This window comes from Streptomyces daqingensis (assembly GCF_014645895.1).
Lineage (GTDB): Bacteria > Actinomycetota > Actinomycetes > Streptomycetales > Streptomycetaceae > Streptomyces > Streptomyces daqingensis.
Genome location: NZ_BMMP01000007.1, coordinates 1 through 25,933 on the forward strand (window position 1 = coordinate 1; position 25,933 = coordinate 25,933).

The window sequence follows — 25,933 nt, forward strand, 5'->3', positions numbered from 1 at the left end:
TCGCCATGCTCAGAGACGGCACCTTCTACGAACCACGCACCCCAACCACCGCTTGACGAAACACATAGAGGCACCCCTCTGCGCAACCCTGTGGTCGGCTCCGTCGCCGAGCAGTTCGAAGAGGCCGCCAACTCCCGTGCTGCACACAGTCGTTGCCGGTTTCTCCCGGCGTCTCGCTGTCAGACCGGCCCGCCATACTCACCGCCATGAGCTTAGGAACCGCTCCCGTTCCGCCCGGCACGCCGGTGGACCTCCGGCACAGCGGAGAGGCGCACCTGGTGATCGTCCACCCGCCGTTCGCCGCCCCGCTCCGGCCGGGCGAGAGACCGGCGGTCACAGCGCACGATCCCGATGCGGCGCGAGCGGCGGTGCTGTCCCTGTCGATGGTCGCGGCGGTGCGTCGCGAAAAGGCCCCTGCCCGGCTCGCGCTTCCGGGAAGCCCGTCCGTGCGGGAGGACCTGGACGAGGTGAGTGCGGCCGTGTGGGGTTCCACGGTGAAGATCACCGATCCGGCGCTCATGGAGGAGGGGCTGGGGTTCGGCGCTCTGGAGGACGAGTTCGAGGCGCAGCGGATGCGGTTTCCCGACGCGAGGATCGTCGCCGTCTGCGAACGCGACTTCGGTGCCTCGTACTCGAAGGTGCTCGTGGCGGTGCCGGGCGTCCCGGAGCTGCTGATCGAAGAGATCGACGGCCTGCGGATCACCGGCGACCCCAGAGCCACACTTGCCGCCATCGGCGTCGCACTCGACGAGGACGGCTCCGCGTACCTCGAGGAGGACTCCAGCGAAGACGATGAAGAGGGCCCAGGCGGCGTCGGGATCGCGGACTACCACGAACTCCTTCACGTGGTCAGCGACGGCGCCCTGAGCGTCTATGCGGACGAGCAGCGCCACCAGTCGACGTTTCTGGTGGAGCGGACCGAGCGGGGCGAAAGCGAGATCGGCGCGGTCTGGTTCCCGTAGGACGACGGCGCGGAGACCTGGGGCACCCGGCCCGTCGGCCGCTCCCTGTGCCGCTCCCGTCTCCCGTCGCCGCTCCCGCTCCCGTCAACCGTCGCCGTCGCCGGTACCGGAGTCCGGGAGGAGGCCGGAGCTCTCGAAGGACTCCAGCAGACGGGCCGGAGCGGCCTGCTTCCAGGAGTCGACGAGGATGTCGCGCAGTTCGTCGCCGTCGTCGAGCGCGGCGAGACGCACGCGTACCCACGCGCTGCCCGCCTCGTGCGGCGGCACCCAGAACTTCTCCGGCTCCGCCGCGATCAGCTCCGTCCGCTCGTGCCTGGGGCAGCGCACGGCGAACGACGTCTCGTCGTCGGGAACGGTGACGAACATCTTCCCGGCGACGCGGAAAGTGGGCATCTCCCACGCCACCTTCTCCACCGTCTCCGGAAGTGACAGCGCGATGCGGCGGACGTCCTCTGAATCGGGCATGGCACCAACCTAGAACGCCCCGGCCGGACTCACCCGCGGGACGGCGGCCGCCCCGCCCTGTCCGCGAGTCTCCGCCCCCACGCCTGCGCGGACGCCTCGATGCAGCGGTGGGTCAGCACACACAGCGGAAGCAGTACCGCGAGGAAGCCGGACGCCATCAGCGGGCCACCGTGTCGGGGCGAGCCCCAAGCCGCGCCCGCGGCGGCCAGCGGCACCGGATGCAGCAGGCAGACCGAGTAGCTGATCGTCCCCAGCCCGGTCAGCGGACGCGGAAGGCGGCGACGGCGCAGGGCGCGCCCGGCCCAGAAGGTGAGCGCGGCGACCACGAGACCGTCGTGGACGGCGTCCGCGCCGCTACTACCGGCTGACCGACGCGGGCGCCAGCCGGCTCGAGATCGAAGTCGAGCGGATGCGAGCCGACGTCACGATCGCCGCCACGAGGCTCCGTCTCCGGCACGGTCTCGCGGGAGGGACGGCATGAGCACCCTGGAACACCGCTACCGGCGGCGGCTGCGCCTCTACCCGCGTCCCCACCGCCGCGTGCACGGCGAGGAGATGCCGGCCGTCCTGCTGGAGTGCGCCCAAGAACACGAGCAGGTAGTCGCAGATGCGGTTCGCGGCCCTGACGGTGCCTCACGTGGCGGGCGCGGCGACTTTCTTCCCAGGGATAGGGACAGGGCTGTCCACCACGGTCGGGCACGGGGCCATCCTGTACGACGAGGCCTACTACTCGGCCTACGCGGTGTCCGTCCTGTGCCTGCTGATCCTGCTGAAGCGGGTATGTGCCGCCGGCGCGGCCGCTCGCGACACGGGCGGTCCGCAGGAGGACGAGGACACCCTCGCCCCGTGCTGATGGCGGAGGGCGGTCCTGCCCCGGCAGGGCCGCCCTCCGCGCTCGACCGCGAACTACCGTCCGGTCAGGGCGCGTTGTGGAAACGGCGGTGCAGCTCTCGTACCTGCTCCGCGAGTTCGGGAGCCGGGCCCTCGACCGCGACGCCGGGAGCGACCTCCCGGACCGGAAGCGGCCGCACAGGAGGTGCCGGCACCCCCAGCTCCGCCAGCCAGCCGGTCAGTTGCGCGGACGAGCTCACGTAGACGATGCGTCCCAGCCCGACCCAGCCGTGCGCCGCGGCGCACATCGGGCAGTGCTCACCTGAGGTGTAGACCGTCGCGCCCGCACGCTGCGCGGGAGTCATGTTCGCCGCGGCCCAGCGGGCCAGTTCGAACTCCGGATGCCTGGTCCTGTCGCCCCCGGCCACCCGGTTGCGGTCCTCGCGGAGCGCCGTCCCGTCCGCGTCGGCGAGCACGGAGCCGAACGGCTCGTCACCCGCGTCGAGGGCCTCGCCCGCCAGTTCCACGCAACGGCGCAGATGCCGCGACTCGATGTCGTCCAACGCACAGCCTCCAGTCGGGATTTCGAGCGGATGCTAGACCGGGCCGTACCGGCGCGCCCGCATTTCCCCTGTACCGGCGCTGCGAACGCCCCCGGAAACGCGTGCGGAGACGCACGGAGGCCCGGATCGCGGACGATCCGGGCCACGCCGTGAGGACGCTCAGCACCGCCGTGCCGTCGGGCACCGGCGGGTGACCTCTGCGGTCAGCCCTTCCGCTCCACGACGTTGATCATCCAGGGGGTGCCGAAGCTGTCCGTGCACATGCCGAACACGTCCCCCCACATCTGCTTCTCGAAGGGCACCGCCACCGAGCCCTGGGCTGACAACTTCTCCCAGTAACCCCGTAGTTCGGCGTCGTCGTCGCCGCTGACACTCACCGAGAGGTTGTTGCCCGCGGTGTGCTCGGTGCCCGGCGGGGAGTCGGCACCCATCAGGACGAAGCCGCTGGGCGTCTCCAGCATGGCGTGCATGACCTTGTCGGCGTGCGGGGTGCCGCTCTGGCCGTACTCGCCGAACGTGTGCAGGACCAGCGAGCCGCCGAACACCTCTTTGTAGAACTCCATCGCCTGGCGGGCGTCGCCGCCGAAGCTGAGGTACGGGTTGAGCCGCGAGGCCATGGGAACCTCCTGCAAAGCGGGCATAACCGGATTACTCACACTAACCGGAACCGCCTCGGGGAGCACCATCCCTGGAGCGCGCATGGGCACCGTGGCCGGCGGCCCCGGACCAGGGCCGCCGGCCGCGCGGTCATCCGTGTGCCGCCGGCTACGAGCTCGCCGTGCGGCCGTCGATGTGCCAGTAGGCGAGCGCCGGGGGGTGCTGCCGGTCCCAGTTGCGCTTGAGGTGGACCCTGGGGTTGGTACGGGCGTCGACCGGGGCCAGCGAGTGGTGGCGGTGGTCGGCGGGCACGATCCGGAACTCCCCCGTGGGCGGCGCGTCGTACGCCTGCGGCTTGGCGACGATCCTCCAATCCTGCGAGGAGTCCTGGGAGTTGCAGGTGCGGACCCTCGCGTTGCCGGAGGTCGGCCTGTTCTCGTTCGCGGAGAGGCAGACCGGGACGGCCTTGCGGACCGGCGCCGTCTGGATGCGGTAGTGGCCGCCGGACGTGCGCTTGATCCTCCAGACGGCTCCCGACCCGTCGTGGGCCATCGGGTCCCTGTCCCAGACCTCGACGTCCTGGTTCGGGTTCTCGTTCTGGCCGTCCGTGCTCAGGTAGTTGCCGCTCACGGCGTTGCTGATGACGACGTTCTCGTCGACCGGGAACGTCCCCGGAGCCGCCGAGGCGGGAGTCTGGACCGCCGCCAGCGGCACGGTCGCGAACACTGCGGTCAGGACGGCGGACTTGATGCGGCGCATGCGTCTCCTCGCTTGCTGCTTCCTGGACGAGGCAGCCTGCTCACCCGGCCGCCGTTCATCCGGCCCGTCACCCGGTCGGCCGACACGCTCCACACCAACGAAGGGAAAGGTGCCGGATCCGCCCGCGGGGCCGCCCGCCGCGGTATGGGCGCAACGGGGCGCGTCCCCTCCCGGCCGGACCTCCGGGGCCCGCGGAACCGAGCCCGCGCGGGCCATCGCACGCGGTGCTGTACTGGCCGGGTGAAGCGAGAGCACACACCGGCTTCGGCCGCGCGGAGCAGGCGGAGGCGCAAGACACGTTCCGCCGGCGGGCGGGCGCGGCAGGCAGCCGAGGAGCAGCGCCGCAGGGTCCGGCTCATGATCGAGATCACGGCCCGGGCCGGGGCCTACCGGAAGGGGCTGCTGTCGGCGGTCGGCCGCCTCAGCGCCGAGGAGGCCGCGATCCTCGCCGACCTGGAACGGAACGGGCTGCAGGTGCCGCAGCTGCACGACGTGCTGTGCGGCGGGCACGTCCTCGTGGACGATCCGGAGCTGTACGAGGCGTGGCGGTCGGCGAGGGGAAGCCGCGAGCGTCTCTCCAGCCACCACCGGGACATCGACAAGAGCCGCTACCCCGACATCGGGATGCGCGGGCAGGTCGTGAGGGAGAAGCTGCACGGGCGCACCGCGCAGGGAACCTGGGTGCAGCTGGAGAAGACCCCGGCCGCCTTCGGCAAGCGGAAACTGCCCACGCTGAACGACCTGAGGCACCTCGCGGACTACGTGGTGTACCGGATCACCAGCAGCAACGTCGGCCCGTGGGGCCTGTCCCGGATGACCGAGCGGCGTCCCATGTACCTCTCGCCGGCCCTGGCGGTGCCCACCTCCCTGACGCCTCCGGTCGCGCGGTCGCTGACCCGGGCGCTGCGGCGGATCGAGGAGGACGACGACGCGACCGCCGTCTCCCAGGACCTGGCCCCGCGCTTCCCCCCGCCGGACCGGCAGGACCTGACCGGGGAACTCGGCAGCGCCCTGACCGGGAGGGCGGGCCGGGGGCTGTTCGGCAACTCCGAGGTGTGGGTCACGGAGACGCCTTCGCGTATCGCCGCGTCGATCCTGCGGACGCGGCCGGAGCCGCCCCCCGAGGCGGACGAGTGGCTGGGGAGAGGAGCGGCATGAGCGGTGACCGGAACGGTTCCTCGCCCGCTGCGGGCGAGACCGGGGACGCGTCCGTACCGGAGGGGCTGGTGTCGGCCGTGGTGAACCTGGTCGGCACCGGGCCGGTGCTGCTCGGCGCCTACACGGTCGCCGAACTCACCGCCGTCGACGCGATCGTGGACTTCCTCGAGGCCCGGCCGCCGGACGACGTACTCGCCGAGGCCGTCCGCTCCCTGGCGGCGCGCCAGTTGCTGCTTGCGGGGTCGAGCGCCGAACAGGTCGAGGTACGCGGGGACCTGGGCATCGTGGTCGCGTTCCAGCGCAGGGCGCGGAAGGTGCTCGACGCCCGGACGACCGGTACCGGCGCGGGGGAGCCGTGGCGCATCCTGCTGCTCCCGCAGCCGGAGCGGATCTGCCTCATGGTCCGCATCGACGCGCTCGGCGTCCACGAGGTGGGCCTGTACAAGCTCGACGACGCGCTCGGCATGCTCGTCGACTGGCTGCCCCGGGGCCGTCCGTCCGGCGCTGACTCCCCCGCGGACATCGAGGGGGTCCTCGACGGCTCCGAGCGGTCGGCGCTGGTCACCGTCACCCACTACACCGCTCAGGGGTCCGCGGAGGTCGCCGAGGGCAGCACCGACCTCGTACTGGCCCGCAACCACGGGCGCCTGCACGTGCTGTCCCGGGACACCCGCGAGCAGCGGGATCTGACGCCGAGCCGGGCGGACGGCAAGGACGACGTCCACGACAGGCTCGCCGAACTGCTCACGGCCTGACGACGACCGGCCCTGACGAGGGCTCGGGGACGCGGCGGGTCAGCGGGTCACTAAGTCGCCGCGGATCAGAAGGCGTGGTCCATCTCGCAGGACGCCACCTCGCCGGCCTTCCCGCTCTCGGTCATCGGCATCTCGACGTTCTCCGTGATCTCCTCGTCGTCCGGGGAGTCGGGCTGCGGGGTCAGCTTCAGCGAGGCGGTGTCGACGACCTCGCCGTCCGCGTCGAGGAAGTCGAGACCGATGAAGTAACGCCGGTCCGAGGGCGAGGTGTTGGCGGTGACCTTCACGGTCGCCTCGGGGTTCTTCTCGGTGGCGCACTCGACCACCTCGACCCTGATGTCGTCACGGTCGAAGTCGTCGCCCTTCCCCGGGCGACCGGTCGGCACGCCGTCGCCGCCGCCGCATCCGCCGTACAGGACGCCCGCAAGCGCCGTCAGCGCGACGATCCCGACTGCCCGCTGATTTCTCTTCCGCCGCTGAGACACGGTTCCCGCCCACCCGTTCGACTCCTGAGAAGCGCGAGCAGTATCGCAGCCGCCCGTTCGCCCGCCGCCGCGGGACGGTCCGGTCCGCCCGGCGAGGGGTGCCCGGTCCTGCGCGGACGTCGCCCTCGGCCGTCAGCCGCCGGGAAGCGAACCGGGCCTGTCCGACGCGGGCCAGACGTACGGCAGGTCGTCGGGGACGCCCGGGAAGAGCGGGGCGTACGTGTCCGGGTCCTTGCGGATCAGCGCGGACCGGTGGCTGCGGTGGAAGGCCTCGTCGCCCAGCCAGGGCGGAAGTTCACCGGCGTCCCGCAGCTCCGGCTGCCGGCGTACGGGCGTGCCGGGACGCAGTCCGGCGAGCCCGGCGACGAGCGAGGCGGCGCAGCTGTCCTGATGGCCCTGGTCGCGCCACACCCGGCAGACGTCAAGCCCGTAGCGGACGAGCGCCTCCTCGTACCCGGCCCACATCCGCACGGCCGGATGCCTGCGCCAGCCGTACCCCGGCACGGTCAGGCCCCGGAGGACCTGCAGCGCCTCTACGCGCTGCTTGCCGAGCCGGCGGCGGTCCAGGACCAGTGCCGCCTCGACGAAATCGGGACAGGGCAGGAAGGTCTGCATGCGCTCGTCCCTACCAGGACGGGGAGAAGGCGCGAAGGACCGCTGCCGGGCGCCGCCGGGATCCGCGCCGCGGCCCGCTGCCGCGCCGCGTCCGTGTCGCGCGGACGCTCAGGCGCCGGAGCCCGCCGGGCTTCCCGGTGTGAGTCCGCCGCCGAGGCCGCCGCCCCTGGGGCGTGCCAGCCAGATCCCGCGGCCCACGGCCCACAGGACCAGTCCGGCGATCACGGGCGTGCCGAGGACCAGGAACATACCGGCGCCGATGTTGGCTCCGATCACCCCGGCGGTCACCACCTGCCAGCCGGCTCCCGCCAGCACCCCGGCCGCCACGAGCGGCGCCAGCACCTGCCACCAGCGGCGGTCGAACGAACCGCTGCGTGAGGCGCGTACGAGCAGTGCGGCGCTGAGCGCCGCCAGCAGGAGGGCGCCCAGTCCGAGCGCGGTCTCCACACCCGCCGGGACGTCCGGTGGCTGGACGGCGCGGTCGAGCTGCCGGGGCGGTACGCCCGGCTCGTCCTGCCGTCCCACGAGTCCCCAGGTGGCCACGGGTGCCGCGATGGTCAGAACGCCGGCGGCCAGCTGGTGCATCCCCTGTATTCGCATGCGGGTCATCGTGGCACGGCGTGCCAGGGCCGCCATGAGTACGAGTACTCACCCGGCTCTGCGCGGAGCGCGGCACGGGAAGTCCCGGAAGTTACCGCCCAGTTCACGGCGCCGCGGCGCCCGGCCCGCCCCCGTGATGTGGCCTTCCTCACGAGCCACCGGCGAGCGGGCGGACGGACCGTGCGTCCGCTGTCAGGACCGGAGCGTGCTCGCGGGGTGCTGCCCGAAGCGCTCGTAGTAGGAGGCGAAGAACTTGCCGCGGTTCAGGAACCCCCAGCGGGTGGCGACGGAGGCGACGGTCACCCCCGAGCGCGGGTCGGCGGCCTGCAGGTCGCGGCGGACCCGCTCCAGCCTGACGCGGTGCAGGTAGTCCAGCGGGCTCGTGCCGTACTGCCGGAGGAAGCCGTCGTGCAGCGCGCGAGGCGTGACGGACGTGGAACGGGCGATGTCCGTCAGGGTCAGGGGCAGAGCGGCATTGCCGTCGATGAACTCGACCGCGCGGCGGAGCACCGCCGGTGTGACGGTGCCCGGGCCCGGCTGGTAGTCGGCGGTCATGGTGGTGTTGGGAAACGTCTTCACGGCCGCCGCGCCGAGCAGATTGAGCGCCTGGACGTATACGAGCGGCTCGGCGAGAGGGCTTTCCGGCGTCTCCAGCTGGTGGGCGACGAAGCCGACCGTGGAGCGCCAGAACCTGTCCATGGCGGCGGAGACGGGGGTCGTCCCGACGAAGCTCACCCCGTCTCCGGCGCCGGTCTCCGCCGCGGCCTGCTCGGCGGCGCGCAGCGGCACCGAGATGACCTCCTTGCCGAGGCGTTCCCAGCTCATCGAGAGGGGGACGCCTGCGGGGAGGACCGCCGTGTCGCCGATGCGCAGCCGCGTCTCCAGGTCGCCCGCCGTGACGTTCAGCGTCCCGCCCGTCACGAAGACGAACATCAGATAGTCGAGGGGGGCGACGTCGATGCTCATGCTCGAATGCACGAGGTGGTCCAGGCTCATGCTGCCGGCGGTCGTGCGGCGCCCGTCGAACGTGAAGCCGTCCGTGGGGCCGTAACGCGGCTTGAAGGCGCCGTACATCTCGGCGCTCATCACCTCCGCCGCGTTGGGGTCCGACGTGGCGAACTCCGACCGCAGGACCGGTACCCGTTCGACATCCACCGACATGGCCGCCTCCCGGCTCCGAAGCGGGGCTGCGCCTGCGCTGCGGCAGGGCCTTCTCCCTCGACCGTACTCCTCACCGCACCGTGCTGGGCCCGGCCGGCCGCACAGTCCCGAAACACCTCTTGAACTGCACTTACGCCGTCGGCGCGCGGCCCGCCCGGCCGGGCGGGAGGTGCCCGGGGCGGCAGAGACCGCCGTGCGGGCCGTCGTCGTCCGGCGGGCCCTGGTTCGGTCGGGGCCGGGGCGTGCTCCGGGGTGCCCGGGCTCCGCCACGAGGTGCGGCTCTCCGGCGCGGAGACGGAGCGCTGGGGAGCGGTGCTGCTGTGGGAGTCCGACGAGGCAGCGCGGCAGCCGCCGCCCGGCAGAGCGCTCGAACTCACCCGCAGGCGCCCGGCGTTGCGGCGCACTTCCGACGTGGAGGCCACCGTCGAAGGGGAGTCCGGCACGGCCCCCTCCGGCTGCCGCTCCGCGATCCGATCTCCGACGGCGGCGGTGGCGGTGGCGGTGGCGGCTCAACCCTGAGACGGGCAAGCGCGTCCCGCCGACGGCCCGTTCACACGAGCCCGCGTCACCAGTTCTGCACGGAGTTCAGCAGGATCCGCTCGATGTCCTCCTCGTCCACCGGCCGGGGGCACGTCGTCAGCAGCCGCTGCTGCTTCATCGTGCCCGGCACCAGCGCGGGGACGTCGCTCTCGCCGTAGCCGACGGCGCCGATGCCGTTGGGGATGCCGATGTCGCGCATCAGGTCGACGAGGACCTGCGGCAACTGCTCGGCGGGATCGTCGAGTTGCTCCTTGTCAGGGGCCAGGAGCCCGGCCGCGCGGAGGTGCCGCTCCGGGGCCGCCGCGAAGCTGAACCGGAACGCCTCGGGCGCCGTCAGCGAGACGGCCTGGCCGTGCGGCACCATCGGTTCGTCCTGCGGGTATCCGCGCGGCCGGTAGTCGCCGACCATGCCGGCGATGGGGTAGCCGTTGGCGTGCGGAATGTGCACGCCGGCGTTGCCGAAGCCCATGCCCGCGAACGTCGCCGCCATGATCATGTCCGTACGGGCCTCGACGTCCGTCGCTCCGTCGTACACCGCGCGGCGGAAGGACTTCGCGATGAGGCCCATCGCCTTCTCGCACCACAGGTCGGAGACGGGGTTCGCGCCGCAGTAGGTGACCCGCTCCTCGGGGGCGCGCCTGCCGAAGCCGCCGTACCACCGGGCGGTGTACGACTCCACGGCGTGGCACACGATGTCCATGCCGGACGAGGCGGTCACCTCCGGCGGGAGGCTCATCGTCAGCAGCGGGTCGACGACGGCCAGCGACGGGCGCAGCCGCCAGTGGCTGATGCCGGTCTTGACCTTCATCGACAGCACGTCGAGGACGCACATCGCGGTGCTCTCCGCGCCCGTGCCCGCGGTGGTGGGCACCGCGACGAGCGGCTTCAGCGGGCGGTCGGGGGCCTTGCCGCGCCCGACCGGCGCGTTGACGTAGTCGATCAGCTCGCCGGTGCACGAGGTGAGCAGGTTGACGGCCTTCGCGGTGTCGATGGCCGAACCTCCGCCGACGGCCACGAACCCGTCCCAGGGGCCGTGGGACTCCGCGTGCTCGACGGCGGCGGCGAAGCTGGCGTCGGACGGTTCGACGTGCACCCCGTCGAAGACCTCCGCCGCGACACCGTACCGGTGCAGGCTGTCGGCCACCCGGTCCGGGATGCCGAGTTCGCGCACGCCCGGGTCGGTGACGACCAGGACGCGCCCGGCCCCGTACTGCGCCAGTTCGTAGCCGATCTCGTCGCATGCGCCGGCGCCGAACTTCAAGGGCGGCGCGCCCCAGGTGAAGATCGTCTCCTCGGCCGGCTCTCCTGCTTCGTCGCCGCTCATCAGGGTGTGCCTCCGCTTGCTCTCGACGGCGGATTCAGGGGGGCGGCCGGGCCGGTACCCAGCCGGGCGGCCCGCACACTGCCGGCATGGGCCCCTGCGGGCAGTATGACCGCGTTCGCACCGCGCACGCATGGCAGCCGGCCTCGTACGGACTCCGCACCGAAGCCACAAAAACTCCCCGCCCTCAGAGGCGGCCGGGGGCGCACCGGGCACGGGGCGGAGGCGGCCGCGCCCCCGTGCCGCGTCCCCGCGCCCCCGCGCCTCCCTGTCCGCGTCCGTTCCTGCGCCCGACTTCCGCGTCCCACCGGTGGGTTACGGTTCGAAGGGCGGACGTGTGACGCGTCCGCACTCACCGACTGGGGGCTGGCATGGCACTGTTCGGCAACGCGCACACCGTCGACCCGGCGTCCGCGCAGCAGGAGTACGCGCGGCTGATGGGGCAGGGCGAGCAGGTGCACGCCGCGTACCTGCTGATCCGCGACACCATCCTCTTCACCGACCGCCGCCTGATCCTCGTCGACAAGCAGGGCATGACCGGCAAGAAGGTGGAGTACCACTCCGTCCCGTACCGCAGCATCACGCACTTCGCCGTGGAGACGGCCGGGACGTTCGACCTGGACGCGGAGCTCAAGATCTGGGTCTCGGGCAGCACGACGCCCCTGCAGAAGACGTTCACCAAGGGCGTCGACATCTACGAAGTCCAGGCGATCCTCACGGCGTTCGTGGCGCGGTAGGCGCCTTCCCGTCCCGCTGGACCGGTGCCTCCGTGGTGCCGGTGCGGGGCGGTCCTCGGCCTCGCGGCCTACGGCCTCCGCCCGATGTGGCGGTGCGTCACCGCGCCGTAGCCTCGCCCCGTGACGGAGACGAACGTCCCCCCGGACGGACCCCGCAGCCAGGAGCGCCGCAAGCGCGAAGCGCTGGAACGGCTCGCGCGGGACAACGACGTGTGGGTGGCCACCGCCGACGCCGCCGGGGAACCGTGTCTGGTTCCGCTCGCGTTCTGGTGGGACGGCGGGACGGTGTGGCTGGCGACCCGCGACACCAATCCGACGGGGCGGAACCTGCGTGCCTCCGGACGCGCTCGGCTCTGCTTCGGCTCCACCCGGGACGTCGTGCTGATGCACGGCACGGCGCGGATGGTGACCCGCGAGGATCTCGCGCCCGAAGTGGGGGACGCGTTCGCCGCCAAGGACGGCTGGGACCCCCGCCGCTCCCACTCCTCCTACGTCTTCTTCCAGGTCCGTCCCGAGGTGCTGCAGGCGTGGGGAACCGTGGCCGAGATGCCCGGGCGGACCCTCATGCGCGACGGTGAGTGGCTGGTCTGAGACGGTTCCCGCCCCGGCGGACGGTCCCGCTCGTCCGGAGACCCGGCGCCGCCCTCCATCCTGGGGCCCGCCGTCACTCCTCGGGCGCCAGGGCCACCCACACCTGACCGCGTGCGAACCGCACCCGCTTCCCCTTCGAGTCGGTGAACGTGGTGCCGCCGCTCGCGGAGGGGCGGCTCCAGCGCGCCTCGTACTCCTTGCCGTCCCGCAGCACCAGCGCGCGGCCCGAGCCGACGGTCTCGGTGTAGGGCGTGACGGCGCCCGAACTGTCACCCAGTTCGGAGTCGCGGACGTCGACGTACTGGACGACGACGGTGGACGCGCCCAGCGTGCCTCCGCCGGTCGTACGGGCCTGCCGTCCGTCCATGCTCACCAGCCAGCGGCGTCTCTCCGCGGACCACGCGAAGTCGAAGCGGGCGGCCTGGTAGCGGACGCTCCGGGCCCGTGTCCTGCGTCCGCCGTCCGGGGCGGCACCGAAGCGGAAGCCGATGTCCTTGGGCGCGCCCGCGTCCTTGGCGACGGGGGCGGACAGGGCACGGCGTGGCCGCAGGTACAGGTTGTGCGGCGCGGGCCTGTCGGAACCCCGCGTGTACGCCTCGGGCAGCCGGCCCGGCGGTAGGGCGACGAGGGGAGCGGAGTCCACCTTGGCCTGCAGCTTGGACTGGACGCCCGAGTACGCGAGAACGGGGTTGTCGAACTGCCGCAGCAGCTCGAGGTCGGACTCCCGGGCGCTGCGCACGGGCCCGAGCGTGGAGGGGATGCGGGAGGCGAAGACGGCCAGCATCCGGGAGAGGCCGGCCTCGACCTCCTCGATGTAGACGATGTCGGCCTGGTCGAGGCCGGTGTGCGGTCGCGCGGCCTCGACGTTGTCGATCTTCACGGCGAGGACCTTCTCGCCGATCGCGCGTCCGCCCGTGAAGGGCGAGCGCTCGACGTCGTCCTCACCGCCGCCGCCTCCGCCTCCCCCGCCGCCTCCGCCTCCGCGGTCCTCCGAGTCGCAGGCCGCCGCCAGCAGCGAAAGCCCCGCCGTCATCAGCACGGTCCGCCGGGATCCCGTCCACGCCATGGCCGCCCGCCTCCCTCTCTCGCATCCAGAACAACGTTCCCCGCGGAGGGGGGCTACCGACGCGTCGTGGCCGAGATGTGCCCGAAGAGCCGCCCGGACGGACCCTGCCCGCCGTCAGGGTGTACGGCGGCGCACCAGCCAGAAGGCGGCCGCACGAGGGCGCCCGCGGCGGCCAGCATGATGCCCGTCTCGACGAGCTGGGTCGGCCAGAAGTGGGACCCCGAGTGGATCTCGGCGAAGAACTCCCTGGCACCGTTCGCGTCCAGGCACCGTTCCAGTTCGGCGCGCAGCTCCGAGCCGAAGCAGGCGGTCTCGTTCACCCGCTCGCCGCTGTTCAGGATCATGCCGATGCCGGACTGGTAGTCGCTCTCGGAAAGGTTCATCGCCTTCATGCCGGTCAGCGTGGTCGTGGGCCACAGATCGAACCCGAACCTGTACGCCTCACCGAGGACGTACACCAGCCACAGCACCCCGGCGGCGGCCCCGATCGCGGGCAGCGTCCGCCTCAGCAGCGCGCCGGCGAACACGCCGGCGGCCAGGCCCAGCAGGGCGAAGGCGACTCCGGCGGGCCCGGTGGCGTAGAAGGAGCCGGGTCGAGGCCGTCCCGGCCGGCCTCACCGGCCGCCTCTGTCCGGCCGGGGGCGCGAGGTGCGGCGGGGCTCATCGGGAGGTCTCCATGTGGGGGACGGTGGCGGCCTCCGTGCCGCTGACGGTGGGCGTGCCGCCGCCCGTGGCGGACTTCGCCGGGCCGGAGGCGGGCAGCAGCCGGAAGGCGACCACGGTGACGACCGCGGCGAGGGCGAGGACGATGCCGGCCTCGGCGAACTGCAGGGGCCAGAAGTGGGACTCGGGGTGCGCCACCGCGAACACGTCTCGGCCGTCGTACTTGGCAAGGCACTTGTCCAGCGATGCCTGAACCGCTTTCCCGTCGCAGAACGACCCGGCCCGCGTACCGCTGTCCGTGATCATGCCGACGTCGAACTTCTCGCCCGCCCGGTCCGACAGGCCGGAGGCATCCGTGCCGGTAAGCCGTACCTTCGGCCACAGCAAGTGCCAGAAGGAGCCGAGAGCGGAGTAGACCGCCGCGAGGGCCGCCACCGAAATACCGGCCGCGGGCAGGGTCCGGCGCGTCAGCACGGCGGCGAGCGCTCCCGTGGCCAGGCCGAGGGCGGTGAACGCGAGCCCGACAGGACCGCCTGCGTGGAAAGCCTGCTGCTCCCACCAGAAACGGACGGGCCCCTGGGCTCCCGACGTCCAGACCCATCGCTGGAGGAGGATCAGGACCGTGGTCCCGGCCCCCGTCAGGAGCCCCGGTACGGCCAGCTTCGTCGCGAGCCACCTCGCGGGGGTGACGGACTGGGTCCAGGCCAGGCCGGCCGTACCCCTCTCGAAGTCCCGCGCGACGAGCGCGCCGCCCACGTACACGGCGACGGCGAACGGCAGGAACGTGATCGAGGTCTGGGCGAGTTCGAGCATCCAGCTGTAGGCGTAGGGCGCGCTGAAACCGTCCCCGTCCGGGCACTCCGGCACCCCGGGTTCGTGGCCGGACATGATGCAGAACGCGGTGTCCAGCTCCTTCGCCCGCTGCCCGACGGAGTACAGCCAGACGAGCGCGCAGGCGGCGACGGCGAAGAAGGACGTCCAGCCCAGCAGGCCGGCGCGGTGCACCCGGGCCGCCGCGAGGGCCGGACCGAGCGGGCCGCTCCCCGGACCGGGATCTCCGGCGCCGTGACTCGCGGAACGCCGCCCGTCACGGGTGAGTCCGGTCGGGGCGGTCATATCGCGGCCTCCCGGGCCGAAGTCGCGGGCGCGACGCTCCCGGTGACCAGCGCCGGTGCGGCGGGGTTGCGCAGATGGGCGAGGAAGATCTCCTCCAGGCTGGGCTGCTCGACGTCCCAGACACCGGTGTCCGGCTTGCCGTCGGGACGTACCAGCGCGGTACGTCCCCGCCCGGAGCCCTGCTCCTCGACGACCTCGTGCGACCCGAAGTCCTCGCCCGTACCGGTGAGACGGCTGTGCGCCTCGACGATCTCGTCGCAGGTGCCCCCGAGTTGGACCCGCCCCGAAGAGAGCAGCAGCAGGTGGTCGCAGCAGCTCTCGAGCTCGGCGACGACGTGCGAGGACATCACGATGGAGGTGCCGTGCTCGGCCGCCTGCGCCATCAGCGCCCCCGTCAGCTGGTGCCGGGCGAGCGGGTCGAGATCGGCCATCGGCTCGTCCAGCAGCATCAGTTCGGGACGCTTCCCGAACGCGAGGGCGAGGGCGACGCGGGTGCGCTGACCGCCGGAGAGCTTGCGGACCGCGGCCTTGGGCTCGGCCCCGCCTCCGTAGGCGATGTTCTCGGCGGCGTCCTGGTCCCAGCGCCCCGGGTTCAGTTCGGCTCCCAGCCGCAGGGTGCCGGCGACGGTGAGCTGCGGGTAGAGCGGCTTGTTCTGCGCGACGAACGCGACGCGCTCGCGGTTCTCACCCGGGACCCCGCCCAGCAGCCGCACGGTTCCCCCCGTGGGCCGCCTCAGACCGGCGGCGATGGCCAGCAGGGTCGACTTGCCCGCGCCGTTGGGGCCGACGAGCGCGCTGATGCTCCCGGCGGGCAGCCGGAAGGAGCAGCCGTCGAGTACGGTCCCGCTTCTGAAGCCGTACCTCATCCTCAGGTCCACCGCCTCGACTGCGGCTGTCTGATCGGTCATCGCTGCTCCACCTCGGGAAACTCCTTGTCCAGTGCGGCGTGGAAGAGGGCCACCGCTCCTTCGCGGTCGAGCCCGTCGGCACGGACCCGCTCCATCCATTGCGACAGCTCCCTGCCGAGCGCGGAGTCCGTGGACGCACCGCTGAGCGACTTGCGCACGAACGTGCCGAGACCGCGCCGGGCCTCGACCAGCCCTTCGCGTTCCAGCTCGCGGTAGGCCTTCAGGACGGTGTTCGGATTCACGGCGGTCGCCTCCACGACTTCACGTGCGGTTGGGAGCTTGTCGTCGGGCTCCAGCAGCCCCAGACGCATGGCCTGCTTGGTCTGCTTGACGATCTGCAGGTACGTCGCGACACCGCTGTGGCGGTCGATGCGGTACTCGATCACCCGTCCCAGCATCCTTTCACTAATCAAGTAGTGAAAGCGTGGTGTATAGGTGCGCGGATGTCAACGTCCCCTGGTCACCGTGGTGTCCGCCCGCGCCGGGAGGCCGGACAGGACCGTGCGGAGGCTTGCCCGCGGCGTGTGAGGGAGCCGGGAGCCGGCACGTCGAGATGCCCGGCGTGCGGGCACGCGAAGGGCCCGGCGCCGATGCGTGCGCATCGACGCCGGGCCCGCCGCCCGCTGTTCGCTCTGCCTGTCAGTCGCCGACCGGGATCCTGCCGTCGGCGGGGGCACCGGTGCCCCCCTGCGCCGGAGCGGACCCGTTGCCGGCCACGCCCGGCTTGGCCGCCAGCCCCTTCAGCAGTCCGGCGAGGTCCACGCCCGTCGTCGAGTTGAGCAGCTCGACGCCCTGAGCGACGTTGTCGGCGACCGTGCGGGAGAGCTGGCTCGCCCCGTCGGTGGAGATGACCGTCATCTTGTCGACGGCGCCGAGGGGTTCGGACGCCTTGGCGACCACCTGCGGCAGCACCTCGACCAGCATCTGCAGCACGGCGGCGTCGCCGTACTGGGCGAACGCGTCGGCCTTCTTCTGCATGGCCTCCGCCTCGGCCCGCCCCTTGGCGCCGATCGCCGCGGCCTCCGACTCACCCTCGATGCGGACGGCGTCGGCGAGCGCGGCACGCTGGGCCTTCATGCCCTCACCCGTCACCCGGGCACGCTCCGCCTCAGCCTCGGCCTCCTTGACCTGCGCGATGCGGCGCGCCTCCGCCTCCTGCTCGGCCTGGTACCTCGCCGCGTCGGCGGGCTTGCGGACCTTCGTGTCCAGCTCGCGGTCGGTCAGTGCCGCCTGGCGCTGAGCGACCTTCTCCTGCTCGCTGAGGACCTCCTGGCGGCGTGCCGCCTCGGCCAGGGGACCCGCGGCGGCGGCACGGGCGGACGCCTCGTCGGTCTCCGCGGTGATCTCCGCCTGCTTCAGCTGGAACGTCCGCTGCGCGACGGCGATCTCCTCCTCGGCCCGCAGCCGCGCCTGCTCCGCGTTGCGCCGCGCCTCGGCCTCGGCGATGTCGGCCTCCTGCTTGGCGCGGGCCGCCTCGGGACGTCCGAGGTCCTCCAGGTAGGAGCCCTCTGAGGTGATGTCCTGGATCTGGAAGGCGTCCAGCACGAGCCCCTGGCCCGACAGGCTCGCCTCGGCCTCCTCGGCGACCTGGCCCGCGAACGCGGCGCGGTCCCGGATGATGTCCTCGACCGACATCCGTCCGACGATCGAGCGGAGCGCGCCGGAGAGCACTTCCTGCGTGAACCCTACGATCCCGTCCTGCTGCTGCAGGAAGCGCTGGGCGGCCGCACGGATCGAGTCCTCGTTGCCGCCCACCTTGACGATGGCGACACCGTCGAGGTTGACCTTCACACCGCGCAGCGTCACCGCTCCGCGCACGGCCACCGGGATGTGCCTGCTGGAGAGCTCCAGCGTGTACTTCTGCTGCACGAACGGCACCACGAAGACGCCGCCGCCGACGACGACCTTCTGCCCGCTGTTGTCGGTGAAGACGCGGCCCGTGTCCGGGTCGGTGGCCTTCTTGCCGCGGCGACCCGTGACGATGAACGCCTCACTCGGGCCCGCGACCTTGTAACGCGTGACGACGGCGAGCGCGAGAATCACCAGAAGTACGGCGATTCCCACCACTGCGAGCACGACTGGACTCATGACGTGTCCCCCTCAGCCGCCCGCGCGGGGCGGCGGTCGATAGTTCTTGCCGGACGGGACCTGCCGCGGGGCAGGCCCGGTCCGCCGGGCCCTCACCGGGAGGCGGAAACGCCCCCAGGTGCCCGGCCGTTGCTTGTGTGGCCCGTCAGCGCTTGACCGGCCGTACGGAGACGGACGTCGGCGACAGCGACGCGTCGACCCAGACCTCCGTGTCGCGCCCCAGCGGCGTGGCACTGCGCGCCGAGAGCTTCACCGGCTGGCCCGCGACGGACAGCAGCACTTCCCCGTACCCGTCGGCGGGCACCGGTGTGACGACGCTCCCCGTGACGCCGACCATGTCGTCACCCCGGGGTACCGCAGCCGAACCGCCGCTCATCAGCGCCCGGCTGAACCGCCAGGTGCCCCAGCCGGCCAGCCCGCCCGCGCACACGCCCACAGCGCTCGCGGCGCCGGCCCCGAGATCCGTGGCGCCCAGTACCAGCGCTCCGCTGAAACCGAGCATCGAGGTGAAGCCGGCGAGCACGGGAAGCGACAGAAGACCTTCCATGGCCCCCACGCCGTCGAAGAGCCCGTCCAGGACCCCGTCGAAGATCAGCGACAGAGCGAGGACGACGACGCCCGTGATGCCGAGAGCTAGAAAACAGAACACCGTCGACATCCCCCTTGCGTGTCGAACTGCCTGGCCAAGGCCACCTTTCCACGGACCGGGAGACGTGCGCATTGCCTGGTTCCGGCAATGTTCGAGGGCTGCTTGATGCCGACGTGGGGCCGAGGCGCCGGACAGCGGACACCGTGGACGGCGCGGCGCCGCGCACCACGAACCGCGGCTTTCCGGTGACGTCCGGCCCGTCGGGACACCGGACCGTCGGGACGCCGGCCCGGGCGCGGGGCGGTCACGTCCGCCCGGTCACGCCCGCTCGTCCTCCGCCGCGCCAGGTCCCGGCCCGACTTCCTTCGCAGGACGGCGAGATGGGCCCCCTGCGGAGTCCGAGCCGCCGCCGGACGATTCGCCGACGCCGGCGGGGGACGGAGCGTCACGGACACCGGGGTGCAGCACGAGGAACGCGGCGAGCAGGCCGAGTACGGCTGCCCCGCACACGAACGGCAGCGTGGCCCCCGCCTGGTAGAGGGCCGTCGCGGCGAGCGGCCCGAGGACGAGGGTGAAGCCGTTCGTCGCGTTGATCAGCCCGGCCGCGCCTCCCTGTTCGTCCGCGCCAACCCTGAGACTCAGCGCGGAGTTGTAGCCCGGGACTGCGAGGCTGTGGCCCACCCCGGAGAGCGTCGTGGCGGCGAAGAAGACGGGCAGGCTGTCGGCGGAGACCATCAGCGCGAACGCCCCGCACGTCAGCGGCACGCCCACCCGCAGCAGACGCAGCGGACGCCATTCGAGGAACGGGATGAGGAGGCCCTGCACGAGGAGCATGGGCAGTCCGCCCGCCAGCAGCACGTACCCGGAGAACTCCGCCGTCTCCGTGGTGCTCAGGCCCAGCCGGTCCTGAAGGAGGAAACCGAGGCTCATCTGCAGCAGGCTGACGGACAGATAGATACCAACGCCCGCCAGCAGGAACGGCCACACCCGCCCGTCGAGGGGACTGAGCTTCGGCGCCCGGCCCTTGCCGGCCTCCGGCCTCGAGTCGCCGGGGAGCAGGGCCCACACCGCGAACGCGGGCAACAGGATGAGCACCGGCGCCAGGTAGAGGGCGGAGACGAGGCCGAAGTCCGCGAGCAGACCGCCCAGTCCGGGGCCGAGGACGAGTGCCAGACCGATCGCCGCCCCCACCCGGGCCAGGCCCTTGACGCGCGTCTGCTCGTCGGGTGTGACGTCCGCGACGTAGGACTGGGCGGCCACCGGCAGCGCGGCGAGCGCACTGCCGAAGAGGACGCCCCGGGTGAAGAGCAGGAGGGCGAAGGTCAGCACCGGGCCGATCAGGCCGCGGAGGCCGAAGTGGGCCGACAGGGCGAACGCGAGGAGACCGGCCGCCGCCCCGAAGAGGGAGACGACCAGCAGCGGTTTGCGCCCGTGGACGTCGCTGCGCCGGCCCCACCACGGGCTGAGCAAGGCGACCGTCGCCGCGGAAGCGCTCATCACCACGCCGAACTGGAACTCGCTCAGGGAGAGTTCGCGGGCCAGCGGCGGCAGGACCGGCGTGAGGATCTGCTGCCCCGTGTAGCCGCCGAACACGGCGAGGTAGATCAGCGGAAAGCCGCGCCGGGACGGTTCCCGTGAGCCCGGTGGAGTGGCGTGCGCAGACGCAGCGGTCATCTCGTCCCCCAGTTCCGTCTCGTCCGGCACCGGCCGGCCGCCGTATACCTGCCCCGGGCTCATACGGTGCCACTCGGGAGACGCCGACCGGTCAAGTGCCTGGCAAAAGACCACAGTTGGTCAAGTTCGGAAGGGGGAAAGGACGTTGCTCAAGCGCCCTGCGGAGCGCTGCCGTTGGTCATGTGCGGTCGGTCAAGTCCCGTACCGGGCACCGCCGTTGACCTGCACGACCTGCCCCGTCACGTGTCCGGCGTCCGGGGAGCACAGCCAGTGCACCGTCGCGGCGACGTCGTCCGGAGTGCCCGCCCGGCCGTTGTCCGTCTCGGCGATGCGCATCCTGCGCCGCTCCTCCGGCATGCCGTCGCGGAAGAACCCGGTGTCCTCGATGTAGCCCGGAGCCACCACGTTCACAATCGCTCCGTGACCGCCCAGCCGTGCGGCCAGCTCGTAGGCGTACGGGTGCAGCGCCGCCTTGGCCGCCGCGTAGGAGCCGCCGCCCGAGCCGCGGTACGCGGCGATCGAGGAGAGCAGCACCACCCGCCGCCCGGGGGCCTGGAGCCTGTCCCGCAGCGCCTCGGTGAGCAGCACGGCGGTGAGCACGTTCGTCCGGAAGTTGCCCGTCCAGCGCCAGGCGACGCCTTCGAGCCCGTCCGGCACGTCGTCGGGCGTCCCGATCTCCACGTTGCCGCCGGCGTTGTTCACCAGCACGTCGACGCGTCCGTAGCGCCCCTCGACCTCCGCGGCCACCCGTTCGGCCTCCTCGGCGACGCCGAGGTCGGCGGCCACGGTCTGGATCTCCCCTTCGACGCCGTCGTCGGCCGAGAGCTCTTCGGCGGCCTGCCGCAGCACCTCCGGACGGCGTCCGACGAGCAGCACCCGGTCGCCGTCTGCCGCGAACCGGCGGGCCACGGCGCGTCCGATTCCCGTGCCTCCACCGCTGACGATCACGACTCGCGACATGTGAGGTCTCCTCTCGCCCTTCTCCGGCCCGCGGCCCGGGCCTCGCCGCCGGCGCGGCTCTCCGCCGGGCCTGCTCACGTGCGCGCGGGGCGGGACGACGGCCGCCGCACGATTGTCCCCTGAAGGCCATGCCGTTCAGCGGCCCTGGACCGCCGTGCCGCACCGGATCACAGCGCCTGACGGCCGGGCCGGGCGGGCTCGACAGCCGCCCGCCGACGCGCCCGGCCCCCGGAGGCCCCGTCGGCCGCGGCGCGGTTCACTCGTCGACTGACATCGCGGGCTCGCCGGCCGACGCCTCCGCCCTCTCCGGTGGCGCCTCGGTGATGTCGAGGAACACCTGGTCCGCCGACGGCAGTTGCTCCATGACGGAGTTCTTGATGCGCTCGGAGATCAACTCGACCTCCTCGCTGTCGAGGCCGGGCGCGAGGTCGACGCGCGCCGCGACGAGCGTCGATTCCATGCCGAGCTTCATGGTCAGCAGCGTCTCGACGTTGTCGATCTCCGGCTGCGCCTCCAGCACGCGCTGTACGCCGCGCCGCAGTTCGGGGTCGGCGGCCTCGCCGATGAGCTGGTCCCGGTTGGTCTTGCCGAGCCAGAACGCGACCAGCACCAGCAGCACCCCGATCGCGAAGGAAGCGGCGGCCTCGTAGACGGCCTGCCCCGTGACCATGTGCAGCGCCATCCCCGCCATGGCGAGCAGGACACCGATCACCGCCGTGCCGTCCTCCGCGACGACGGTCCGGAGCGCGGGATCGCGCACCCCGTCCGTGTCGGGGTCCTTGTGCGCCTGGTGCAGCGCCCTGACGAGGGACGTCCCCTCAGCGGCGAGGGCGACGCCGAGCACGGCGAGCCCGGCCACGTAGCCGCTGTGGGACTCCTGCGACCCGCTGCGCAGCGCCTCGTAGCCCTGGAAGAACGAGAAGCAGCCGCCCATGACGAAGATGCCGACGGCCGCCAGCAGCGACCAGAAGAAGCGCTCCTTGCCGTAGCCGAACGGGTGCTTCCTGTCGGCCGGTTTGCGGCTGCGGCGCAGCGCGGCCAGCAGGAAGATCTCGTTGAAGCTGTCCGCTACCGAGTGCGCCGCCTCCGAGAGAAGCGCCGGCGAACCGGCGAAGAGCCCGCCTACGGCCTTCGCCACGACGATCAGCACGTTCGCGCCGAGCGCCACGAAGACGGTCGTGCGCGTCTTGCGGTCGGCGGTTTCCTGGCTCACGCGATCCCCACCCTTGTATCCATGCGCCCCGGTTACCCGCCGGCCGTGAAGTCAGACCTGTCCGTTTCGCTCGGCTTGCGCGTCAACACCCGTACGGAGGAAGGGCGCAGCCGGGCCGCGGCGGTAGAGGAAACCGGAGTGTCCACAGGGTGGGGACGGATCGCGGCCGACCCCGGAGAAGGGGCCCGGCGGCCGGTGCGCAAGGACCTGGGCTCAAAAACCTGCGCCCGAGAGCTGCTTCCAAAAGCCTCGTCCAAGCCCTGCGCCCAACAGCCTTTGTGGTCAGACCCGTTCAGGATGGTTCAGGGATGGTCCAGCGCGGGACGGGCCGGGGGAACCGCCTCCGCGGAGCGGTGCTCCGGGGAGAAGTCGGGGCTGTGCGGCCGGCCGTCCCGCGTCCCTTCTACGCTCCGGCGTGCGCCTCGCGGATCGCCGCGATGTCGAGTTTCGTCATCGAGTACAACGCTTCGCTGGCGCGCCTGGCCTTCTCCGCATCGGGGTCCGTGATCATCTCGACCAGCCCGTCCGGGACGACCTGCCACGACAGGCCGTACTTGTCCGTGATCCAGCCGCAGTGGCCTTCCTCTCCGCCGTCTTCGACGAACGTGTTCCAGTAGTGGTCGACCTCGTCCTGGTCCGCGCAGTGGATCTGGAAGGAGACCGCCGCGTCGAATGTGAACTGCGGGCCGCCGTTGACGCCGACGAACCGCTGGCCGTTGATCTCGAACTCGACCGTCAGCACCGTACCGGCGGGCCCCGGACCTGCCTCCGTGTAGCGGGCGACCCTCCCGATCCGGCCGTCCTTGAAGATCGAGGTGTAGTAGTGCGCCGCCTCTTCGGCCTGCCCGTCGAACCACAGGCACGTGGTGAATCCTCGCTGGGGCATCGGTACCTCCCGGAGTGTGGGTGTCGCATGTGAGGACCGCCCCGGCGAGGGGGATTCATCGCTTCGACGGGGATGCCGCGGTCCGCGCGGGACACCCCGGACACGCGGGCGGCCCGGCGGAACGCTGCCCCGACGGGCATCGGTCCACCGGGCCGGGCTCGCGGGACCGGCTCGCGGGACGCAACGCGCGGCAAGCGGACGCCCGCCCCGGGAGCCGCCCGCGGCCGTCCGGTGCGTCAGGTCACCGCGTCGGCCGGACGGGGCGGGACGGATCGGAGCGCAGGCTCGTCGCGCCCGCCGCGTTGGTCGCCGTGACGGTGAACGTGTACGCGTCCCCGGCTCGCAGGTTCCTGACGGTGATGGGTGAACTCTTGCTCCGCGCCGAGGAGTTGCGGTGTCCAGGGTGCGTGACGTTCCTGGACGTCGCGGTGTACCCCGTGACCGCGTCGGAAGTGCTGGGCGTGAACGAGACCTTCGCCCTGCCCTTGCCCGCCGCGGCCTTCACACCGGTGGGCGGAGCCGGGGCCGGCGGGACCGCGACGCCGGCAGGGGTGGTGAGCCCGGTGAAGGGCACGGTCCGCTGCGGGCCGCCGCGCGCGGGGACCTTCACCACGCGGTCGTTGCCGAAGTCCGCGATGTAGAGGTTGCCCGCGGGGTCCAGGGCCAGTGCCTGCGGGCTCTTCAGCCCTCTGGTGGGAACGGTGGTCTGGGGGCCGCCGTCCGCCGGCAGCCGTACGACACGGTTGTTCGCCGAGTCGGCGATGTACAGGCGGGCTTCGCCGCGGCCGCCGGCGGGCTCGCGGAGCGCCAGCCCCGTCGGCTGGGAGAGGCCGCTCGTGGGGAGGGTCGTCTGCTGGCCTCCGGAGACGGGCACGCGCACTACACGGTCGTTGACGAAGTCCGCGATGTAGAGGTGCCCGTCGCTGTCGAGCGCCAGCCCCGCCGGGTGGAGGAGCCCGCTGGTCGGGACCGTCACCTGGGGCCCGCCGTCCGCGGGGACCTTCACCACGCGGTCGTTGAAGCTGTCGGCGATGTACAGGTTCCCCGCCTCGTCGAGGGCGAGGCCGAGGGGACGCAAGAGGTCGGTGGTCACCGTCTCCTGCGGGCCGCCGTCTGCGGGCACCTTGACGACGCGGCTGTTGACGGTGTCGGAGACGTACAGGTCGCCCGCCGGGTCGAGGACCATGTACGTCGGGCGGGTCAGGCCGGTCGTGGGCACGGTCTCCTGCGGGCCGCCGTCCGCGGGGCGCTTCAGGATCTCGTTGGACGTGTAGTCGGAGACGTACAGCGGTGCGCTGCCCGGCTTGGGCGCCGGGTGCCCTGTCCCCGGTGCGGCGCCCGGACCGGCGGCCGCGGCGGCGGGCACGAGCCACGCGCAGCACAGCGCGAGGAGCGCCGTCACCGCGGTGAGACGGCGCAGCGACCGGAGCGGCGAGGGCCGGGGCCCTCCTCGTCGCCGGGGGGAACGGGGCACTGCTGAGGAGCGACTCACTGACACACCCACCTGTTCTGACCGCGGCCCGCGCCGTGCGGACCGCTGAGACGGCGAGCGCCCCCGGCATCGCAACCCGAAGGGTGGAGGAGCACCGGGGGCGCCGTTCACGCGACGGGCCGTCCCTTGCGGCCCGGTCCGGCGCACTGGCACCGGGTCGGGCCCGGCCCGTCAGCGGCGACCATAGGGAGCGGTCACGGGCGGCGCGGGCGCACCACGCCACCGCACGCGCGTCATCCACCCCAACGGCAGGAACCGGCCTGCGGTACGCGGCAGCCGTGCGGTCCGGGCGGCCCGCGCCGCGTGCCGGAAGGGCCGCGAAACGGGGTGTTCGCGATGTGGTGATGGCGTGTAATGTGTATACAGCCTGTATGCAATAGCGCGTTGACGTGGGAGGCGGACGTGGAAGACGCCCGTGGGGAGAGCTGCCTGTGATGTCGGGACGCCAGAAGGCGTACACGTATCTCAAGGACACCGTCCTCACCGATCCCGCGATGCAGGGCGAGTTCCTCTCCGAGCAGATGATCGCCGACCGGATCGGCATCTCCCGTACGCCGATCCGCGAGGCGCTGCTGCTGCTCGCCGCGGAGGAGCTCGTCAGCCTGGTCCCCAAGCGGGGCGCGTACATCGCACCGCTCTCCGGCCGAGAGATCGGCGAACTGATGGAGATGCGCGCCCTGCTGGAGCGCTACGCGGCCGAGCGTGCCATCACCCGCAAGGCCGTGCCCGTCGACGAGATGGACCGGATCCTCGACGAACAGGCCAAACTGCGCGGCGACAGCAAGGCGAAGGAGTTCATCGAGGCGGACCACCGCTTCCACGCCACGCTCGTCGCGGCCGCGGGCAACGCCCTGATGGCCAAGCAGTACGAGGGGCTCCGCAGCCGTCAGGTCCGCGCCGGCGTCACCGCGCTCTACAGGGCAGGAGGGCGGCAGGAGGAGGTGTGCGTCGAACACCGGCGCATCCTCGAGGCGTTGGCCGCCGGGCGTGCCGATCTGGCCTGCGCCGCGATCGACGAGCACATCGCCGCGACCCGCCGCATCCTCGCCGAGGGCTGACGCCCCGGGCGGCGCCGGTCCGCGGGAGCGGCCCGGCGGGCCGGGGCCCGCGGAGGCGGACGCACCTCCACGGGCCGCCG

At 72.4% G+C, this 25,933-nt stretch carries 29 protein-coding genes and 1 pseudogene; 8 read left to right on the top strand and 22 right to left on the bottom strand.

The genetic code is table 11. The features are described 5' to 3' along the window. The first annotated feature begins 206 nt into the window (after positions 1 to 206). The gene (locus IEY56_RS11620) at positions 207 to 962 is read left to right on the top strand and encodes a DUF6333 family protein (protein WP_189037084.1); all 756 of its coding nucleotides are present in this window, start codon (positions 207 to 209) and stop codon (positions 960 to 962) included. Between the two features lie 84 nt (positions 963 to 1,046). Here the strand turns inward: IEY56_RS11620 and IEY56_RS11625 are convergent, their stop codons facing one another. Then, positions 1,047 to 1,427, bottom strand: coding sequence for an MmcQ/YjbR family DNA-binding protein (locus IEY56_RS11625; RefSeq protein WP_189037085.1), 381 nt, complete (start codon positions 1,425 to 1,427; stop codon positions 1,047 to 1,049). A 29-nt stretch (positions 1,428 to 1,456) separates the two neighbouring features. Next, a complete protein-coding gene (locus IEY56_RS11630; RefSeq protein ID WP_189037086.1) occupies positions 1,457 to 1,753 on the bottom strand; it encodes an acyltransferase family protein in 297 nt (98 codons plus the stop codon). 281 nt (positions 1,754 to 2,034) lie between these two features. Between IEY56_RS11630 and IEY56_RS11635 the strand changes: the two genes are divergently transcribed. Next, positions 2,035 to 2,280, top strand: coding sequence for a hypothetical protein (locus IEY56_RS11635; protein ID WP_189037087.1), 246 nt, complete (start codon positions 2,035 to 2,037; stop codon positions 2,278 to 2,280). 64 nt (positions 2,281 to 2,344) lie between these two features. Here the strand turns inward: IEY56_RS11635 and IEY56_RS11640 are convergent, their stop codons facing one another. From IEY56_RS11640 to IEY56_RS11650, 3 genes are all read right to left on the bottom strand, one after another. Next, positions 2,345 to 2,821 (bottom strand): nucleoside deaminase, encoded by a 477-nt coding sequence (locus IEY56_RS11640; protein ID WP_189037088.1) that lies wholly within the window; start codon positions 2,819 to 2,821, stop codon positions 2,345 to 2,347. Positions 2,822 to 3,024: 203 nt separating this feature from the next. Further along, the gene (locus IEY56_RS11645) at positions 3,025 to 3,438 is read right to left on the bottom strand and encodes a VOC family protein (protein WP_189037089.1); all 414 of its coding nucleotides are present in this window, start codon (positions 3,436 to 3,438) and stop codon (positions 3,025 to 3,027) included. A 148-nt stretch (positions 3,439 to 3,586) separates the two neighbouring features. After that, positions 3,587 to 4,177, bottom strand: a complete 591-nt coding sequence (locus IEY56_RS11650; RefSeq protein WP_189037090.1) for an RICIN domain-containing protein — start codon at positions 4,175 to 4,177, stop codon at positions 3,587 to 3,589. A gap of 357 nt (positions 4,178 to 4,534) precedes the next feature. On the opposite strand from IEY56_RS11650, the gene IEY56_RS11655 reads away from it, so the two are divergent. Together IEY56_RS11655 and IEY56_RS11660 are read left to right on the top strand one after the other, a co-directional pair. Next, positions 4,535 to 5,335 carry a hypothetical protein gene (locus IEY56_RS11655; protein ID WP_189037091.1) on the top strand — a complete coding sequence of 267 codons (801 nt, stop codon included), beginning with the start codon at positions 4,535 to 4,537 and terminating at the stop codon, positions 5,333 to 5,335. Beyond that, positions 5,332 to 6,090: a hypothetical protein gene (locus IEY56_RS11660; protein ID WP_189037092.1), complete on the top strand. Its 759-nt coding sequence runs from the start codon at positions 5,332 to 5,334 to the stop codon at positions 6,088 to 6,090. The genes IEY56_RS11655 and IEY56_RS11660 overlap by 4 nt, the downstream gene beginning before the upstream one ends. Before the next feature lie 65 nt (positions 6,091 to 6,155). Here IEY56_RS11660 and IEY56_RS11665 read toward each other — a convergent pair whose 3' ends face one another. The 4 genes from IEY56_RS11665 to IEY56_RS11680 form a co-directional block, all read right to left on the bottom strand. Continuing rightward, positions 6,156 to 6,575 (bottom strand): hypothetical protein, encoded by a 420-nt coding sequence (locus tag IEY56_RS11665; RefSeq protein ID WP_189037093.1) that lies wholly within the window; start codon positions 6,573 to 6,575, stop codon positions 6,156 to 6,158. A gap of 132 nt (positions 6,576 to 6,707) precedes the next feature. Beyond that, the gene (locus IEY56_RS11670; protein ID WP_189037094.1) at positions 6,708 to 7,190 is read right to left on the bottom strand and encodes an MSMEG_6728 family protein; all 483 of its coding nucleotides are present in this window, start codon (positions 7,188 to 7,190) and stop codon (positions 6,708 to 6,710) included. Between the two features lie 108 nt (positions 7,191 to 7,298). Then, complete coding sequence (locus tag IEY56_RS11675) at positions 7,299 to 7,790, bottom strand: hypothetical protein (RefSeq protein ID WP_189037095.1); 492 nt, start codon at positions 7,788 to 7,790, stop codon at positions 7,299 to 7,301. Between the two features lie 192 nt (positions 7,791 to 7,982). Beyond that, complete coding sequence (locus tag IEY56_RS11680; RefSeq protein WP_189037096.1) at positions 7,983 to 8,951, bottom strand: AraC family transcriptional regulator; 969 nt, start codon at positions 8,949 to 8,951, stop codon at positions 7,983 to 7,985. 252 nt (positions 8,952 to 9,203) lie between these two features. Here IEY56_RS11680 and IEY56_RS11685 point away from each other — a divergent pair, with 252 nt between their 5' ends. After that, complete coding sequence (locus IEY56_RS11685; protein ID WP_189037097.1) at positions 9,204 to 9,470, top strand: hypothetical protein; 267 nt, start codon at positions 9,204 to 9,206, stop codon at positions 9,468 to 9,470. Between the two features lie 46 nt (positions 9,471 to 9,516). Here IEY56_RS11685 and IEY56_RS11690 read toward each other — a convergent pair whose 3' ends face one another. Beyond that, a complete protein-coding gene (locus tag IEY56_RS11690; RefSeq protein WP_189037098.1) occupies positions 9,517 to 10,815 on the bottom strand; it encodes a hydroxyacid-oxoacid transhydrogenase in 1,299 nt (432 codons plus the stop codon). Between the two features lie 368 nt (positions 10,816 to 11,183). Between IEY56_RS11690 and IEY56_RS11695 the strand changes: the two genes are divergently transcribed. Both IEY56_RS11695 and IEY56_RS11700 read left to right on the top strand, forming a co-directional pair. After that, entirely contained in the window at positions 11,184 to 11,549 is a 366-nt protein-coding gene (locus tag IEY56_RS11695) for a PH domain-containing protein (RefSeq protein WP_189037099.1), read from the top strand. Between the two features lie 120 nt (positions 11,550 to 11,669). Continuing rightward, a complete protein-coding gene (locus IEY56_RS11700) occupies positions 11,670 to 12,140 on the top strand; it encodes a pyridoxamine 5'-phosphate oxidase family protein (RefSeq protein WP_189037100.1) in 471 nt (156 codons plus the stop codon). A gap of 73 nt (positions 12,141 to 12,213) precedes the next feature. On the opposite strand, the gene IEY56_RS11705 is transcribed toward IEY56_RS11700, so the two are convergent. The 12 genes and pseudogenes from IEY56_RS11705 to IEY56_RS11760 all read right to left on the bottom strand — a co-directional run bounded on the left by IEY56_RS11705 (position 12,214) and on the right by IEY56_RS11760 (position 24,705). Further along, positions 12,214 to 13,206 (bottom strand): DUF3048 domain-containing protein, encoded by a 993-nt coding sequence (locus tag IEY56_RS11705; RefSeq protein WP_229711813.1) that lies wholly within the window; start codon positions 13,204 to 13,206, stop codon positions 12,214 to 12,216. 53 nt (positions 13,207 to 13,259) lie between these two features. Then, positions 13,260 to 13,790, bottom strand: a pseudogene (locus IEY56_RS11710) (ABC-2 membrane transporter-related protein); the annotation flags it as partial. Between the two features lie 76 nt (positions 13,791 to 13,866). Next, entirely contained in the window at positions 13,867 to 14,985 is a 1,119-nt protein-coding gene (locus tag IEY56_RS11715) for an ABC-2 membrane transporter-related protein (RefSeq protein WP_189037102.1), read from the bottom strand. Beyond that, on the bottom strand, positions 14,982 to 15,893 hold the full coding sequence (locus IEY56_RS11720; protein ID WP_189037103.1) for an ABC transporter ATP-binding protein: 912 nt from the start codon (positions 15,891 to 15,893) through the stop codon (positions 14,982 to 14,984). Before IEY56_RS11720 ends, IEY56_RS11715 begins: the two co-directional genes overlap by 4 nt. Further along, entirely contained in the window at positions 15,890 to 16,291 is a 402-nt protein-coding gene (locus IEY56_RS11725) for a GntR family transcriptional regulator (RefSeq protein WP_189037104.1), read from the bottom strand. The genes IEY56_RS11720 and IEY56_RS11725 overlap by 4 nt, the downstream gene beginning before the upstream one ends. 241 nt (positions 16,292 to 16,532) lie before the next feature. After that, the gene (locus IEY56_RS11730; RefSeq protein ID WP_189037105.1) at positions 16,533 to 17,981 is read right to left on the bottom strand and encodes a flotillin family protein; all 1,449 of its coding nucleotides are present in this window, start codon (positions 17,979 to 17,981) and stop codon (positions 16,533 to 16,535) included. A gap of 145 nt (positions 17,982 to 18,126) precedes the next feature. Continuing rightward, positions 18,127 to 18,630, bottom strand: coding sequence for an NfeD C-terminal domain-containing protein (locus tag IEY56_RS11735; protein ID WP_189037315.1), 504 nt, complete (start codon positions 18,628 to 18,630; stop codon positions 18,127 to 18,129). A gap of 258 nt (positions 18,631 to 18,888) precedes the next feature. Further along, a complete protein-coding gene (locus IEY56_RS11740; protein ID WP_189037106.1) occupies positions 18,889 to 20,244 on the bottom strand; it encodes an MFS transporter in 1,356 nt (451 codons plus the stop codon). Positions 20,245 to 20,436: 192 nt separating this feature from the next. Then, on the bottom strand, positions 20,437 to 21,204 hold the full coding sequence (locus IEY56_RS11745) for an SDR family NAD(P)-dependent oxidoreductase (RefSeq protein WP_189037107.1): 768 nt from the start codon (positions 21,202 to 21,204) through the stop codon (positions 20,437 to 20,439). Between the two features lie 256 nt (positions 21,205 to 21,460). Then, on the bottom strand, positions 21,461 to 22,417 hold the full coding sequence (locus IEY56_RS11750; RefSeq protein WP_189037108.1) for a cation diffusion facilitator family transporter: 957 nt from the start codon (positions 22,415 to 22,417) through the stop codon (positions 21,461 to 21,463). Between the two features lie 403 nt (positions 22,418 to 22,820). Continuing rightward, positions 22,821 to 23,303, bottom strand: a complete 483-nt coding sequence (locus IEY56_RS11755) for a VOC family protein (protein WP_189037109.1) — start codon at positions 23,301 to 23,303, stop codon at positions 22,821 to 22,823. Between the two features lie 241 nt (positions 23,304 to 23,544). Then, positions 23,545 to 24,705, bottom strand: coding sequence for a fibronectin type III domain-containing protein (locus tag IEY56_RS11760; RefSeq protein ID WP_229711814.1), 1,161 nt, complete (start codon positions 24,703 to 24,705; stop codon positions 23,545 to 23,547). Between the two features lie 521 nt (positions 24,706 to 25,226). On the opposite strand from IEY56_RS11760, the gene IEY56_RS11765 reads away from it, so the two are divergent. Further along, a complete protein-coding gene (locus IEY56_RS11765; protein WP_189037111.1) occupies positions 25,227 to 25,853 on the top strand; it encodes a GntR family transcriptional regulator in 627 nt (208 codons plus the stop codon). Positions 25,854 to 25,933: the final 80 nt, after the last annotated feature.